Source organism: Microbacterium halophytorum, assembly GCF_002970975.1.
Classification (GTDB): domain Bacteria; phylum Actinomycetota; class Actinomycetes; order Actinomycetales; family Microbacteriaceae; genus Microbacterium; species Microbacterium halophytorum.
This window is the reverse complement of the sequence record NZ_KZ672982.1, coordinates 315,566-329,907: the sequence shown is the minus strand read 5'-3', so window position 1 is coordinate 329,907 and position 14,342 is coordinate 315,566. Positions and strand designations below refer to the sequence as shown.

14 protein-coding genes and 1 tRNA gene are annotated in these 14,342 nt (G+C 71.9%); 14 read left to right on the top strand and 1 reads right to left on the bottom strand.

What is annotated here, in order from left to right; all coding sequences use genetic code 11:
* Positions 1–53 precede the first annotated feature (53 nt).
* Positions 54–2,717, top strand: coding sequence for an Rne/Rng family ribonuclease (locus tag C0010_RS01555; RefSeq protein ID WP_232531662.1), 2,664 nt, complete (start codon positions 54–56; stop codon positions 2,715–2,717).
* 60 nt (positions 2,718–2,777) lie between these two features.
* On the opposite strand, the gene C0010_RS01550 is transcribed toward C0010_RS01555, so the two are convergent.
* Positions 2,778–3,041, bottom strand: a complete 264-nt coding sequence (locus C0010_RS01550; RefSeq protein ID WP_105565291.1) for a DUF4031 domain-containing protein — start codon at positions 3,039–3,041, stop codon at positions 2,778–2,780.
* A gap of 264 nt (positions 3,042–3,305) precedes the next feature.
* Here C0010_RS01550 and rplU point away from each other — a divergent pair, with 264 nt between their 5' ends.
* The 13 genes from rplU to C0010_RS01485 all read left to right on the top strand — a co-directional run bounded on the left by rplU (position 3,306) and on the right by C0010_RS01485 (position 14,339).
* Positions 3,306–3,614, top strand: a complete 309-nt coding sequence (gene rplU / locus C0010_RS01545; protein ID WP_105565290.1) for a 50S ribosomal protein L21 — start codon at positions 3,306–3,308, stop codon at positions 3,612–3,614.
* Positions 3,615–3,630: 16 nt separating this feature from the next.
* Complete coding sequence (rpmA, locus tag C0010_RS01540) at positions 3,631–3,888, top strand: 50S ribosomal protein L27 (protein ID WP_105565289.1); 258 nt, start codon at positions 3,631–3,633, stop codon at positions 3,886–3,888.
* Positions 3,889–3,995: 107 nt separating this feature from the next.
* On the top strand, positions 3,996–5,531 hold the full coding sequence (obgE, locus tag C0010_RS01535) for a GTPase ObgE (RefSeq protein ID WP_105565288.1): 1,536 nt from the start codon (positions 3,996–3,998) through the stop codon (positions 5,529–5,531).
* Entirely contained in the window at positions 5,528–6,364 is an 837-nt protein-coding gene (gene proB, locus C0010_RS01530; RefSeq protein WP_105565287.1) for a glutamate 5-kinase, read from the top strand. The genes obgE and proB overlap by 4 nt, the downstream gene beginning before the upstream one ends.
* 209 nt (positions 6,365–6,573) lie before the next feature.
* Entirely contained in the window at positions 6,574–7,800 is a 1,227-nt protein-coding gene (locus tag C0010_RS01525) for a glutamate-5-semialdehyde dehydrogenase (protein WP_408631064.1), read from the top strand.
* Between the two features lie 72 nt (positions 7,801–7,872).
* Entirely contained in the window at positions 7,873–8,082 is a 210-nt protein-coding gene (locus tag C0010_RS01520) for a hypothetical protein (RefSeq protein WP_105565285.1), read from the top strand.
* A gap of 11 nt (positions 8,083–8,093) precedes the next feature.
* A complete protein-coding gene (nadD, locus tag C0010_RS01515; RefSeq protein ID WP_105565284.1) occupies positions 8,094–8,696 on the top strand; it encodes a nicotinate-nucleotide adenylyltransferase in 603 nt (200 codons plus the stop codon).
* Positions 8,693–9,988 (top strand): hypothetical protein, encoded by a 1,296-nt coding sequence (locus C0010_RS01510; protein WP_105565283.1) that lies wholly within the window; start codon positions 8,693–8,695, stop codon positions 9,986–9,988. The genes nadD and C0010_RS01510 overlap by 4 nt, the downstream gene beginning before the upstream one ends.
* A 32-nt stretch (positions 9,989–10,020) precedes the next feature.
* On the top strand, positions 10,021–10,422 hold the full coding sequence (gene rsfS / locus C0010_RS01505) for a ribosome silencing factor (RefSeq protein ID WP_105565282.1): 402 nt from the start codon (positions 10,021–10,023) through the stop codon (positions 10,420–10,422).
* Between the two features lie 73 nt (positions 10,423–10,495).
* Positions 10,496–10,568, top strand: a tRNA-Ala gene (locus tag C0010_RS01500).
* 479 nt (positions 10,569–11,047) lie between these two features.
* Positions 11,048–12,166 carry a pyruvate dehydrogenase (acetyl-transferring) E1 component subunit alpha gene (pdhA, locus tag C0010_RS01495; RefSeq protein WP_105565281.1) on the top strand — a complete coding sequence of 373 codons (1,119 nt, stop codon included), beginning with the start codon at positions 11,048–11,050 and terminating at the stop codon, positions 12,164–12,166.
* Positions 12,163–13,179, top strand: coding sequence for an alpha-ketoacid dehydrogenase subunit beta (locus C0010_RS01490; RefSeq protein WP_105565280.1), 1,017 nt, complete (start codon positions 12,163–12,165; stop codon positions 13,177–13,179). Before pdhA ends, C0010_RS01490 begins: the two co-directional genes overlap by 4 nt.
* Positions 13,176–14,339, top strand: coding sequence for a dihydrolipoamide acetyltransferase family protein (locus C0010_RS01485; protein ID WP_105565279.1), 1,164 nt, complete (start codon positions 13,176–13,178; stop codon positions 14,337–14,339). The genes C0010_RS01490 and C0010_RS01485 overlap by 4 nt, the downstream gene beginning before the upstream one ends.
* Positions 14,340–14,342 lie beyond the last annotated feature (3 nt).

Genomic DNA, 14,342 nt, shown 5'->3' with positions numbered 1-14,342 from the left:
GCCCGCACGAGAATTCCGGGCGCGGACAGCGCCCGTCGAGGAGTACGCCAGAAATGGCCGATGAGAACTATGAACACAGCGACCACCAGAACGTCGACGCGGTCACCGCGGAAGGCGAGCGGCCCACCGAAGCGGTGACGTCGGCGGCCGAGATCGTCGGCGCGCCCCCCGCGGAGGCCGCCGAGAGCCCCGTTGCCGAGGGGGAGACCCCCGCGCCGGGCGACGCCGAGGCTGCCGCCGAGCCGGCCGCATCCGGTTCGGCCGCGCCTGACGCGCCGACCGAGCACGCTGAGCCCGAGCCCGAGCCGGAGCCCGCCGAGCAGGCCGAGCCTGTCGGCGAAGCGGCGAGCGCCGAGGCGCAGGCTCAGGAAGCGACGAGCGCGTCGGCCGCCGGGGAAGCCGCCCCCGCCGCTGCGGAGAAGGCCCAGGACGCCGCGGCGGAGCCCGTCGCGCAAGCGGCCCCGGATGGTGCCGAGGCGCAGCGCGCCGACGCACCGGCCGAGCCGGAGAAGCCGGCGGAGCCCGCCGCTGCGGCCGTCGAAGCCGAGCCGGAGAAGCCGACAGCCGTGACGCTCGGGCTCCTGCCCGAGAAGTTCGTCTCGGCGCCGTCGACCGCGCTGCACTTCTACGCGCCGACGCTGACCGTGCTGCCCGCGCTTCCCCGGGAGGACGCCGACGACAGCGACGACGACGAGGACTTCGACGACGCCGGATCGCGCGGCGGCCGTCGCCGCCGTCGGCGCGGCGGCAAAGGGCAGCGCGAGCGCGAGCCCGAGCTGATCACTGAGCCGCAGGCGATCAAGGGGTCGACCAGGCTCGAGGCGAAGAAGCAGCGACGCCGCGACGGCCGCGAAGCCGGCCGCCGCCGCTCGGTCGTCACGGAGGCGGAGTTCCTCGCCCGCCGCGAATCCGTCGACCGCCAGATGGTCGTGCGCTCGAAGCAGGGCCGCGTGCAGATCGGCGTGCTCGAGGACAAGGTGCTCGTCGAGCACTACGTCGCCCGCGACCAGGACGCGTCGCTGATCGGCAACGTCTACCTCGGCCGCGTGCAGAACGTGCTGCCGAGCATGGAGGCTGCCTTCGTCGACATCGGGCGCGGCCGCAACGCCGTGCTCTACTCGGGCGAGGTCGACTGGGATTCGGTCGAGACGGGCAACCAGCCGCGCCGCATCGAGCTCGCGCTCAAGCCCGGCGACAAGGTCCTCGTACAGGTCACGAAGGACCCGGTCGGCCACAAGGGCGCCCGCCTGACGAGCCAGATCTCGCTGCCCGGCCGCTACCTCGTCTACGTGCCGAACGGTTCGATGAACGGCATCTCGCGCAAGCTGCCGGACACCGAGCGCGCCCGCCTGAAGAAGATCCTGAAGCAGGTGCTGCCGTCGTCGAGCGGCGTGATCGTGCGCACCGCAGCCGAAGGCGCGACCGAGGACCAGCTCACGCGCGACGTCAGCCGCCTGACGAGCCAGTGGGAGCACATCCAGCGCGCCGTCGAGAAGGGCAGCGCGCCCAGCATGCTCCACAGCGAGCCCGACCTGCTCGTGAAGATCGTGCGCGACGTGTTCAACGAGGACTTCACCAAGATGGTGATCCAGGGCGACGACGCGCACGAGACGATCTCGACGTACCTCGAGCAGGTCGCGCCGGATCTCCTCACCCGCGTCGAGCGGTACGAGGGCGAGCGCGACCCGTTCGACGAGTACCGGGTCACGGAGCAGATCGAGAAGGCGCTCGACCGCAAGGTCTGGCTGCCGTCGGGCGGCTCCCTCGTCATCGACCGCACCGAGGCGATGACGGTCATCGACGTCAACACCGGGAAGTTCGTCGGAACGGGCGGCAACCTCGAAGAGACCGTCACGAAGAACAACCTCGAGGCGGCCGAGGAGATCGTCCGGCAGATGCGCCTGCGCGACATGGGCGGCATCATCGTGGTCGACTTCATCGACATGGTGCTCGAGTCGAACCGCGACCTCGTGCTCCGGCGCCTCGTCGAGTGCCTGAGCCGCGACCGGACGAAGCACCAGGTCGCCGAGGTCACGTCGCTCGGGCTCGTGCAGATGACGCGCAAGAAGCTCGGGCTCGGCCTGCTGGAGACCTTCAGCGAGGCCTGCGAGGCCTGCGCCGGCCGCGGCGCGGTCGTGCACCACGAGCCCGTGCTCAAGCAGCGCTCGTCCGGGGGCAACGGGGGCGGTCGGCGCGGCCGCGGCCAGAACGGCGGCTCGAACGACTCGGGCTCGAACAACGGCCGCTCCAAGAAGCAGTCCGGCGGCGAGCAGCACGCGGGCGGTGCCACGCACACCATCACGGACGGCGTGAAGTCGGCCCTCGCGCAGATCGCCGCGTCGACGATCCCGCCGCACCACGACGAGGGCGCCGAGGCGCCCTCCGTTTCCGAGTCGTCCGCCGCGAAGGACCCGAGCGTCGAGATCGCGCTGCCCGATGGGCCCCGGGCGGAGGCCGAGCCGGATGACCGCCAGAAGCGCCCGCGCCGCAAGCGCACGGATCGGGCGGAGCGGGGCGACCGGGCCGACCGCGTCCCGTCGCGCGAGCGCGCCCCCGAGCGGCCCAAGTCCGAGAAGGAGCAGCTGCTCGACTCGGTGCTCAGCGCGCTTCCCGAGCCGAAGGAGCCGGGCCAGGGGCGCAACCGAACGAAGAGCCGGCGGGTGACGACCGCTGCCCTCACGGGCGGCACGGCGACGAACATCACGCGCGAGTCCTGACGCGACCGGAACCGCCGCGGCCCGCGCACCGTGCGTGCGCAGGCCGCGGCGGTTCCGGCGTCAGCGGTCCCGTTGGTGCACCCGCAGGCCGGAGCGCTCGAGCGAGCGCACGAGCGTGCGGGCGTCAACGGGCACGGCGCCCGCCGCGATCAGGCCGGGCACTCGCTCCTCCGGCACGTCGTAGTGATCCAGGTCGAAGCTGCGAGGGTGCAGGCCGTGCTCCGCGGCGAAGGCGTGCAGCTCGTCGATGCTCGCGTCGCTCACGAGGTGGGCCCAGAGCCTGCCGTGGGCCGGCCACCGCGGGGTGTCGATCAGAACGCTCACCCTGCGAGCTTAGGACGCTCACGGCCCGAACGGGCGGCCGGGAGCGCGGAACTTCTGAGCCGACGCACAGGACACGCGGCCAGCGCTGCTTTGCCTCGGCCTGGGTCATCCGGTAGAGTTAACCGTTGGTGCGCGAGGTCATCCCTCCCGCGGGCGCTTCCCGGAGCAGCCCCGAGTATGCGCCCAGGAGCCTGCGGTCACAGCAGGCCGCAGTCCTCCCGTGAGATTTCGGAGCCCCGAGCTCCCCGATGAAACAGGTATGAAGTGGTTTACGCAATTGTGCGCGCCGGTGGCCGGCAGGAGAAGGTCGAGGTCGGCTCGGTGATTCAGCTCGACCGTGTGCAGGCCGCACAGGGCGAGACCATCGACCTGCCCGCCGTCCTCTTCGTCGACGGCGAGAAGGTCGAGTCGGACGCCGATAAGCTCGCGAAGGTCAAGGTCACGGCCGAGGTCGTGTCGCACCTGCGCGGTCCCAAGATCGTCATCCAGAAGTTCAAGAACAAGACCGGTTACAAGAAGCGCCAGGGGCACCGCCAGGACCTCACGCGCGTCAAGATCACCGGCATCAAGTAAGCGCGGAGGCTGAGCAATGTCAAGCAAGAAGGGCGCAAGCTCCACTCGTAACGGTCGCGATTCCAACCCCCAGTACCTGGGTGTGAAGCGCTTCGGCGGCCAGGAAGTCAACGCGGGCGAGATCCTCGTCCGTCAGCGCGGCACCAAGTTCCACCCCGGTGCGAACGTCGGCCGCGGCAAGGACGACACGCTGTTCGCCCTCTCGGCGGGCTCGGTGCAGTTCGGCCAGAAGGGCGGCCGCAAGGTCGTCAACATCGTCGAGGTCGCTGCGTAAGCAGACAACCCACGCGATAGCTTTGAGAACGGGGCGGGCTTCGGCTCGCCCCGTTCTTCTCATATCCGGATGAGCATCCGGAGCAGACATCGAGGTAGGTAGGCACCATGGTCACGTTCGTCGACGAGGTGACGCTGCACCTGCGGGCCGGGCGCGGCGGCAACGGCTGCGTCTCCGTGAAGCGCGAGAAGTTCAAGCCGCTCGGCGGGCCCGACGGCGCCAACGGCGGCGACGGCGGGGACATCGTGCTCGTCGCGGACCCGCAGACCACGACGCTGCTGAACTACCACCACTCGCCGCACCGCAAGTCGGGCAAGGGGGGCGAGGGCGCCGGCGACATGCGCTCCGGCTTCCAGGGCGAGGACACCGAGCTGCCCGTTCCCGTCGGCACCGTGGTGAAGGACGCCTCGGGCGAGGTGCTCGTCGACATGGTGCACCCCGGGATGCGCTTCGTGGCCGCTCACGGCGGCCGCGGCGGGCTCGGGAACGCTGCGCTGTCGTCGCCGAAGCGCAAGGCCCCCGGCTTCGCGCTCCTGGGCACTCCCGGCTGGGAGGGCGACGTCGTCCTCGAGCTCAAGGTCGTCGCCGACGTCGCGCTCGTCGGCTTCCCGTCCGCGGGCAAGTCCAGCCTGATCGCCGCGGCCTCAGCCGCGCGGCCGAAGATCGCCGAGTACCCGTTCACGACGCTGCAGCCGAACCTCGGCGTGGTGCAGGCGGGGGATATGCGGTTCACGATCGCCGACGTTCCCGGCCTGATCGAGGGCGCCAGCGAGGGCAAGGGCCTGGGGCTGGAGTTCCTCCGCCACGTCGAGCGGTGCCGTGTGCTCGTGCACGTGCTCGACTGCGCCACGCTCGAGCCGGGGCGCGACCCGCTGAGCGACCTGGAGACCATCCGCGCCGAGCTCGGCGCGTACGAGGTCCCCGACGGCCAGGCGCCGCTCCTCGAGCGGCCGCAGTTCGTCGTGCTGAACAAGGTCGACGTGCCGGAAGCGCGCGAGCTCGCCGCGTTCGTCAGGCCGGACATCGAGGCGCTGGGCTACCGCGTCTTCGAGATCTCGGCGATCGCCCATGAGGGCCTCCGCGAGCTGACCTTCGCGCTCGCCCAGCTCGTCGAGGAGGAGCGCGCCGCCGCGCCCGTCGACGAGGAGCAGGAGCGCATCGTCATCACGCCGAAGGGCGCGAAGAAGGACTTCGAGATCCGCGTCGAGGGCGGCACCTACGGCACCGTCTACCGGATCGTGGGCGACAAGCCGCTGCGCTGGGTGCAGCAGACCGATTTCCAGAACGAGGAGGCCGTCGGCTTCCTCGGCGAGCGGCTCGAGAAGATCGGCATCGAGAACGAGCTGTACCGGCTCGGTGCGGTCGCCGGTGCCACCGTGATGATCGGTGAGAGCGACGACAGCATCGTCTTCGACTGGGAGCCTTCGATCTCGTCGGCCGCCGAGCTGACCCCGTCCCCGCGCGGCACCGACATGCGCTTCAGCGGCCGCGACGGCGGCCGACGCACGACGAACGAGCGCCGCGAGGCGTACTACCGGATGATGGACGCGCGCACGGCTGAGCGCGACGAGGAGGAGCGCCGCCGGCTCTCGAGCCGAGGCGATTGGGAGTCCGGCGACGTCAAGCCGGGGGACGACGAATGAGCCTCGCGTCGCGCGCCGAGCTCGCCGGGGCGAGGCGCATCGTCGTCAAGGTCGGCTCGTCGTCGATCAGCGGCTCCGCGAAGCGCCGCATCCCCGCGCTCGTGCAGGCCGTCGTCGACGCCTACGAGCGCGGCTCGGAGGTGCTGCTGGTGTCGTCCGGCGCCATCGCGACGGGCATGCCGTTCCTCGAGCTCGACTCGCGGCCGACCGATCTGGCGACCCAGCAGGCCGCGGCGGCGGTCGGGCAGAACGTGCTCGTGTACCGCTATCAGGAGGCGCTGCGCCCCTTCGACATCACGGCGGCGCAGGTGCTGCTGACGTCCCACGACCTCGCGGACGCGACGCACCGCAGCAACGCGCGGCGCGCGATCGACCGCCTCCTCGGGCTTCGCGTGCTGCCGATCGTGAACGAGAACGACACCGTCGCGACGCACGAGATCCGGTTCGGCGACAACGACCGCCTCGCCGCTCTCGTGGCCAGGATGGTCGGGGCGGACGCGCTCGTGCTGCTCAGCGACGTCGACTCGCTCTACACCAGGCCGCCGTCCGAGCCCGGCGCCGAGCGACTGGACACGATCGAGTTCGGCAGCGACCTCGCCGGCCTGGAGTTCGGCGCGACCGTCGTGAACAGCGTCGGCACCGGGGGAGCGGCGACGAAGGCATCGGCCGCGCGCCTCGCCGCCGCCGCCGGCATCGGCGTGCTGGTCACGAGCGCCGACCTCGCCGCCTCCGCACTTCGGGGCGACGACGTCGGTACGTGGTTCGCGCCCGCCGACCTCGAGAGCGTCGCGACCACGGGGCCCCTCGATACACTGGCAGAAGGCGGTGCCTGAGACGCGCGCCAGCGGCGAGGGCGCGCACGGCGCGTCGGGCCGCTGAGCAGGGCGGCACCGAGCGATCGGCGGATCCGGCGGGGCCGCGTCCGGCGCACTCAGACACGACCGACAGCAGTACCCGACCGGAGGCGATGCAGGTGACACTCGAGGCGACCACACCCCTGACCGACCACGCCGAGCTGCCGGGGGCGACGCCGCGCGAGCGGATGGCGCTCGCGAAGGAGGCCTCGCGAGCCGCGGCCCGACTCACGAGCGGTGGCAGGGCCGACGCGCTGGAGGCGATCGCGGTCGCGCTCGTCGCCGAGACCGATGCGATCGCGGCGGCGAACGCGGAGGACCTCGCGCGCGGCGAGCGGGAGGGCATCGGCGAGGCGCTCCTCGACCGCCTCCGCCTCGATGCCGGCCGCATCGAGGCCCTCGCGGCCTCGCTGCGCGCGATCGCGGCGCTTCCCGATCCTGTCGGGCAGGTCGTGCGGGGGCACAGGATGCCCAACGGCGTGCAGATCGAGCAGGTGCGGGTCCCGTTCGGCGTCGTCGGCGCGATCTACGAGGCGCGCCCGAACGTCACGGTCGACATCGCGGCGCTCGCGCTGCGCTCGGGCAACGCCGCCGTCCTCTACGGCGGCAGCGCGGCCCGTGCCTCCAACGCCGTGCTCCTGCGCGTGATGCGCGGGGCGCTCGCGGCCCGGGGGATCCCCGCCGACGTCTTCCAGAGCGTGGACGACTTCGGTCGGGAGGGCACGGCGGCGCTGATGGGCGGCCGCGGATTCATCGACGTCCTCGTCCCCCGTGGCAGCGCGCGCCTCATCCGGACCGTCGTGACGGAGTCGACCGTGCCCGTGATCGAGACGGGGTCCGGCGTCGTGCACGTCGTGCTCGACGAATCGGCTCCGGATGACTGGGCCCTCGACATCGTCGTGAACGCGAAGACCCAGCGGCCCAGCGTGTGCAACGCAGCGGAGACGCTGCTGGTGCTGCGCTCCGCCGCCGAGCGCCTGGTCCCGCCGATCGTCGCGGCGCTGCAGTCCGAGGGCGTGACGGTGCACGGCGACGAGGCGGTCGCCGCGCTGGCGGCCGGCGTCGTCCCCGCGACGGAGGAGGACTGGGCAGCCGAGTACCTGAGCCTCGACATCGCCGTGCGCGTGGTCGACGGCCTCGATGAGGCCCTGGAGCACATCCGGAGCTACTCGACGGGCCACACTGAATCGATCGTCACGACCGACACGCGGCGCGCCGATCGTTTTCTCGCGGAAGTCGACTCGGCAGTCGTGATGGTGAACGCGTCGACGCGCTTCACCGACGGCGGGGAGTTCGGGTTCGGCGCCGAGGTCGGCGTGTCGACCCAGAAGCTGCACGCCCGGGGCCCGATGGGGCTCGCGGAGCTGACGAGCACGAAGTGGCTCGTGCGCGGATCGGGCCAGACGCGCGCGTGACCGCGGGTGCCGCTCGGCGGGTTCCCTGCCCATGCGGGATAAACTGAACGAAAAGAAGCGAACGGAGTCGATATGACCCTCTTGACCGCGATCGCGGCCGCCGCAGAAGAGCACCACGGCAACGTGGCGATGGAGACGCTGCCCTTCGGCATCATCGCAGCCGTGGTGTTCGCGCTGCTCGGGCTCGTGACGTTCTCCTACCGGAACGTCGCCAACCGCCACTCCGACAAGGTCGAGCGGGCCTCGGAGCCGGTGTCGCACGAGGCGGGGCACGGCCACTGAGGCCGCATTCCGTGACCGGGGAGACACGCGCACCGCGGATCGGGGTGATGGGCGGCACCTTCGACCCGATCCATCATGGTCACCTCGTGGCCGCGAGCGAGGTGTCGAAGTCGTTCGGGCTCGATGAGGTCGTCTTCGTGCCGACGGGGAACCCCGCGCACAAGCCGGCCGTCTCGCCCGCCGAATCCCGGTACGAGATGACCGTCATCGCGACGGCCTCGAACCCCAGTTTCACGGTGAGCAGGGTCGACATCGATCGGCCGACCCCCACCTATACCGTGGATACGCTGCGCGACCTGCGCTCCCAGCGCCCCGACGCGGAGCTGTTCTTCATCACGGGCGCGGACGCGATCGAGCAGATCCTGGGCTGGCGCGACGCCGATCAGCTATGGGACCTCGCCCACTTCGTGGCGGTCACCCGGCCGGGGCACACGATCGACGTCTCGCGACTCCCCACCACCGACGTGAGCCTGCTGGAGATCCCGGCGCTCGCGATCTCGTCGACGGACTGCCGCGACCGCGTGGAGCGGGGGTACCCCGTGTGGTACCTCGTTCCGGACGGGGTCGTGCAGTACATCGCGAAGCACCATCTGTATCGGAGCAAGGCAGCATGAGCAACCCTGATCAGCCGCTGACGAGGCGCCAGCTGAAGGAACTGCGCCGCACCGGCCAGCTCCCGGTCATCACCGAGGAAGACACCGAGAGCACGCCGGCTTCCGGCGCGTCGAGCGACGCACCTGAGCCCGTCGGGCCGGCGGCCGCCGAGGGCGACGCGGCTCCGAAGGCTCCGGATGCCCCGACGAGCGGGGCGGCCGAAGGCCCTGCCTCGGAGAGCGACGCCGAGCAGCCGCTCACGCGCAAGCAGGCGCGCGCCCGCCGCATCGCGACGAACCAGATCCCCGTCGTGCCGGATGCGGGCGTCGACGAGCAGCCGCACGTCGTGCTCCCCGCCGGGTTCGAGAGCGCGCAGCGCGACGACACGGCCGCGGAGGAGCCCGCCGACGACGCGCCGGCCGCCGCACCCGGCGACAAGGCCGGTGCTCCCGCCGCGGAATCGTGGGCAAGCCGTGCTCTGCGCGAGGCCGAGCAGGACGAAGCGGCGGAGGCCGAGGGCGCGCCCGCCGAACCGGGCGCGCTGAAGAAGGCCGCGAAGAAGCAGTCGAAGCCAGCACCCGCGCCGCGGCAGGACGAATCGGCGGACGACGTGCAGTCGGCACAGGCGCCAGCGGGGCAGCCGACCCCGGCGAAGGCCGCGGCGGCGAAGGCCGATGATCTGTCGGAAGCGGGCGATCGCCCGCAGGTGGGCTCCAGCTTCGGTGCCGCGGTGTTCCAGCAGGCCGAGGAGCGACAGAGGGCGGAGCGCGAGCAGGCCGAGCGCGAGGCGGCGGCGCGACGAGAGGCGAAGAGCCGGGAGGCGAAGGGCGAGGCGCCGGCGGACGGCGACGCTCCCGGCCCCGGCACCGGCGAGATCGCCGCCGAGGCGTACAGCCTCTCGCAGGACAGCAGCGGATCTACGGCCGGGAACACGTCCTCGCTGATCCTGAAGGACATGCCGGGTGCGGCCGCGCTGAGCGCGCCGATCACCGCGACCGGCGAACTGATCATGACCAGCTCGCACAGCCTGCCCGAGGGCCTCGGAGCCCACGGTGCCGCGAAGGGGACCACCGACGGCAAGGACGTCGACGACGTGCTCATCGACGGTGAGCTCCCCGAGCACTCGTCGCCCACGCCGATCGCTGCGTCGCGCGCCGTCAGCACATCGAAGGCGCCGGGCGACGTCATCCGGCCGCCCGCACCCGAGAAGAACCGCGGCCTCATGCTCGCGCTGGGCATCACCGCCGGCGTGCTCGGCCTCGCCCTCATCGGCGTCGTCGTGTACGTCTTCGCGACCGGCCAGCTCAACTGACCCTCCCCACGAACCCCTGGAGACCCCCACAGATGACATCTGCCGAAACGCTCGACATGCTTCAGGTCGCAGCGACCGCCGCCGATTCCAAGGGCGGCACCGACCTGGTCGCGCTCGACGTCTCGGAGCCGATGCCGCTCGTCGACGTCTTCCTGCTCGCGACGGGCCGCAGCGAGCGCAACGTCGCAGCGATCGCCGACGAGATCGAAGACAAGATGATCGAGGCTGGCCACAAGCGCCTGCGGCGCGAGGGCCGGGCGGAGTCCCGCTGGATCCTGCTCGATTTCGGCGACCTCGTCGCGCACGTGTTCCACGAGGAGGAGCGCGAGTTCTACGCGCTCGAGCGGCTCTGGAAGGACTGCCCGACGGTGCCGTTCGAGCTCCCGGAACAGCCGGGTGCCGCGGCCCAGGCAGGCGGCACGCCCGGGGCGTAGGCCGATTTCGCTCGGCTCGATCAGGTGTTGTAAGCTTATTGAGTTGCCCCGGGAGCCCCGGGGGAGCGAGCAAGGGCCCATGGCGCAGCTGGTAGCGCACCTGCATGGCATGCAGGGGGTCGCGGGTTCGAGTCCCGCTGGGTCCACTGCAGAGATCCCCGCATGCGGGGATCTTCTCGTTCCTGTGTTGAGACAGGCCGGAAGGCCCGGAACCGTATCGGTTCCGGGCCTTCCGTGTTCCCTGGGGCGCACGGTCCGCCGAATGGCCGCGGGCGCTGGACGAGCCGTGCGGTCCGATCGTCCGTGCGCCAGGGCACGGGGCGGATCGCGCACAGATCGATGAGCGCGCACGGCTGCACGCCCCGCCGGCGTGCCCGGTTCATCCGCCCTGCGAACGGTCGGGGCTCAGGCGATGAGCAGAATGCATCGATCGCATCCGCTCGCGGACGGAGATCAAACCCTTCCGGGCGGGCCGGGCCTGGACAGGAGGGCCTGCCATGTGCACTCTGCTCATGTTCGGGCGTGGGTATTGCTCGGAGTGCGCGGCGGCCGTACCGTGATGTTCAGGGCCCCACCACGGGCCGGACGACGCGCTCACGAGGCGCGGGAACGAGGAGGTTCCGCCATGTCGACCGCTGTATCCGCGCGAGCCGCCGAGCACTCGGCGGGCCTCGACGATCCGCTCGTCGCTCTCGACGATTCGGGCACACGGTGCCCGAGCGCCGTCCTCGACGGCCACCTCGCCGACGTCGACGAGACGATGCTCACCGACCTGTACGTCGACATGGCGATCGCCCGCCGCGTCGACGAGGAGGCGTTCGCCCTCACGCGGCAGGGGGAGCTCGTGCTGTGGCCGCCGTCGCTCGGCCAGGAGGCCGCACAGGTGGGCTCGGCGCGCGCCCTGCGCGGGACCGACTTCGTGTTCAGCAGCTACCGGGAGCACGGGGTCGCCCTGATGCGCGGCGTCGGTCTCGACGAGCTGCTCGCCGTCTGGCGCGGCACGACCCAGTCCGGGTGGGACCCGTACGAACGAGGCATGGCGACGCCGCAGATCATCATCGGCGCGCAGACGCTGCACGCCGCGGGATACGCAATGGGCATCCGGATGGACGGGGGCGACGATGCGGCGATCGCGTACTTCGGCGACGGTGCGACGAGCGAGGGCGACGCGAACGAAGCGATGGTGTTCGCCAGTGCGTTCCGCGCGCCCGTCGTGCTCTTCTGCCAGAACAACCAGTACGCGATCTCGGAACCCGTGAGCGTGCAGTCGCGTTCACCGCTGGCCGCGCGGGCGATCGGCTTCGGCATCCCGGCACTGCGCGTCGACGGCAACGACGTCCTCGCTGTGCTGGCCGCGACCCGAATCGCGCTGCAGCGCGCCCGCCGCGGGGGAGGGCCGACCTTCGTCGAGGCCGTGACGTACCGCGTCGGGCCGCACACCACGACCGACGATCCGACGCGATACCGCGACGACGAGGAGGTCGCGGCATGGCGCGGCAAGGATCCGCTCGATCGGCTGCTGCGGCACCTCGGCGGGGCCGGCGCCCGCGAGGACCGCGTGCGCGAGGAGGCCCAGGTGCGCTGCGATCAGGTGGCGCGCGAGCTGCGCACGGCCGTCACCGCGATCCCTGTTCCTGCGACGGACGCGATGTTCGACCACGTCTTCACGGGACCGACGAGGCGCCTCGAGCGCCAGCGCGCCGAGCACCGCGCGTTCTCCGCGAGCATCGAGGGGGATCGATGACCGAGCAGCTCACGCTCGCCAAGGCGATCGGCCGCGCGCTGGGCGACGCGCTCGCCGCGGACGACAGAGTCGTGCTGATGGGCGAGGACATCGGCCGTCTCGGCGGAGTCTTCCGCGTCACCGATGGACTGCAGGAGCGCTTCGGCACCGCCCGTGTGATCGACTCGCCGCTCGCGGAATCCGCGATCGTCGGAACCGCCGTCGGCATGGCCTACCGCGGCTACCGGCCCGTCGTCGAGATCCAGTTCGACGGCTTCGTCTACCCGGCGTTCGACCAGATCGTCGCCCAGGTCGCCCGGTTGCACTACAGAACGCGGGGCGTCGTCCGGATGCCCCTGACGATCCGGATCCCGTACGGCGGCCGCATCGGCTCGGTCGAGCACCACGCGGAGTCGCCCGAGTCGTACTTCGCCCACACGCCTGGCCTCCGCGTCGTGACGGCCTCGACGCCGCAGGAGGCGTATTCGACCATGCGTGCGGCCGTCACGAGCGACGACCCCGTCGTGTTCTTCGAGCCGAAGGCCCGCTACTGGGACAAGGGCGACGTCGATACCGGGCGGATCGCCGGCCTCGATGACGCCGCGGTGCTCGCCCGCGGGCGCGACGTCACGGTCGCGTGCTACGGGCCGGCCGTCCGGACCGTGCTCGATGCCGCGCTCGCCGCAGCCGACGAGGGGATCGAGATCGAGGTGATCGACCTGCGTTCGATCTCGCCGCTCGACATCGATGCGGTCGTCGAGAGCGTCTCGCGCACGGGCCGCCTGGTCGTCGTGCACGAGGCGCCGGCCGAGGCGTCGGTGGCGAGCGAGCTCATCGCCAGTGTGGTCGAGCGCGCGTTCGACGCGCTGAGGGCGGCTCCGGAGCGAGTGACGGCCTACGACACGCCTTACCCGCCGTCGGCGCTCGAGGCCGACTACCTGCCGAGCCTCGACCGCGTCCTCGACGCCGTCGACAGATCGCTCGGGCGCTGGTCTTCGCGCACAGGCCTCGCGATCGCGGGGGGTGCGCGATGAGCACGACGTTCCGGCTCCCGGATCTCGGCGAGGGGCTCACCGAGAGCACGATCGTCGAGTGGCGGGTCGCGGAGGGCGACACGGTCGCGTGGGGCGACGTGCTCGCCGAGGTCGAGACGGCGAAGGCCGTCGTCGACCTGCCGAGCCCGCACGCGGGCGTCGTGGCGAGGCTCCGCGCCGGCGCCGGCGACACCGTCGAGGTAGGGGCCCCGATCGTCGACTTCGACCTCGCAGCGGGCGGGGGCGCCAGCGACGATCGGGGTGACGAGCCCGAGCGATCGGACCGCGGCGAGGCGGAGGGGGAGCAGGAGGAAGCGGCGGGCGACGCATCCGGCGGGAAGGTCGCGGTGCTGGTCGGCTCCGTGGAGGTCGCGGGCGCGAAGCGGCCGAAGCGGAAGGCGCGCACCTTCGCGCAGGAGCCCTTCTCCCGAGAGGAGCCCGCCCGGTCGGGGGCAGGGGCCGCCGGGCCGCGCGCGTCCCACAGGGAACGCGTCGCCGGGCTGCGCCGGCGCACCGCCGAGGCGATGGTCGCCTCGGCTTTCACGGCGCCGCAGGCATCCTGCTTCCTCACGGTCGACGTCACGGAGACGCTGCGCCTGGTCGACGAGCTGCGCGGCGACGACGCGGCGCCGTCCTTCTTCGGCGCCGCCTGTCGCGCCGTCGTGATCGCCGCGGGGCGCACCCCCGGCGCGAACGCGAGCTTCCACGACGACGCGGGCGAAATCGAGTTCCACGCGGGCGTGAACCTGGGGGTCGCCGTGGCGACCGACCGAGGACTGGTCGTCGCGAGCGTGGACGATGCCGATCGGCTCGACGCCGCGGAGCTGACCGCGGCGATCGCCGAGCGCGCCGCCGCGGCGCGCGACGGCAGTATCGGGCCGTCCCTCCTCACGAGCTCCACGATCACGGTGTCGAACGTCGGCGTGTTCGGCGTCGACGGCGGTGTACCGATCCTGAACCCAGGCCAGTCGGCGATCGTCGCCGTCGGGGCCGTGCGCCGCGCACCGCACGAGCACGACGGCGCCGTGGCCCTGCGCAACGTGTGCACGCTGACGGTGTCGTTCGACCACCGCGTCATGGACGGCAGGGAGGCGAGCGGATTCCTCACCGAGACCGGCGCGCTGCTGGAGCGCCCCGGTCTCGCGCTGGTGCGGGGGTGAGGA

Excerpts from the sequence above, each read along its gene's own strand:
- obgE (WP_105565288.1), top strand. The coding sequence starts at position 3,996 with ATGGTCACGTTCGTCGACGAGGTGACGCTGCACCTGCGGGCCGGGCGC.
- C0010_RS01525 (WP_408631064.1), top strand. The coding sequence starts at position 6,574 with ATGGCGCTCGCGAAGGAGGCCTCGCGAGCCGCGGCCCGACTCACGAGC.
- C0010_RS01520 (WP_105565285.1), top strand. The coding sequence starts at position 7,873 with ATGACCCTCTTGACCGCGATCGCGGCCGCCGCAGAAGAGCACCACGGC.
- C0010_RS01485 (WP_105565279.1), top strand. The coding sequence starts at position 13,176 with ATGAGCACGACGTTCCGGCTCCCGGATCTCGGCGAGGGGCTCACCGAG.
- proB (WP_105565287.1), top strand. The coding sequence starts at position 5,528 with ATGAGCCTCGCGTCGCGCGCCGAGCTCGCCGGGGCGAGGCGCATCGTC.
- C0010_RS01490 (WP_105565280.1), top strand. The coding sequence starts at position 12,163 with ATGACCGAGCAGCTCACGCTCGCCAAGGCGATCGGCCGCGCGCTGGGC.
- pdhA (WP_105565281.1), top strand. The coding sequence starts at position 11,048 with ATGTCGACCGCTGTATCCGCGCGAGCCGCCGAGCACTCGGCGGGCCTC.
- rpmA (WP_105565289.1), top strand. The coding sequence starts at position 3,631 with ATGTCAAGCAAGAAGGGCGCAAGCTCCACTCGTAACGGTCGCGATTCC.
- C0010_RS01510 (WP_105565283.1), top strand. The coding sequence starts at position 8,693 with ATGAGCAACCCTGATCAGCCGCTGACGAGGCGCCAGCTGAAGGAACTG.
- rsfS (WP_105565282.1), top strand. The coding sequence starts at position 10,021 with ATGACATCTGCCGAAACGCTCGACATGCTTCAGGTCGCAGCGACCGCC.
- C0010_RS01555 (WP_232531662.1), top strand. The coding sequence starts at position 54 with ATGGCCGATGAGAACTATGAACACAGCGACCACCAGAACGTCGACGCG.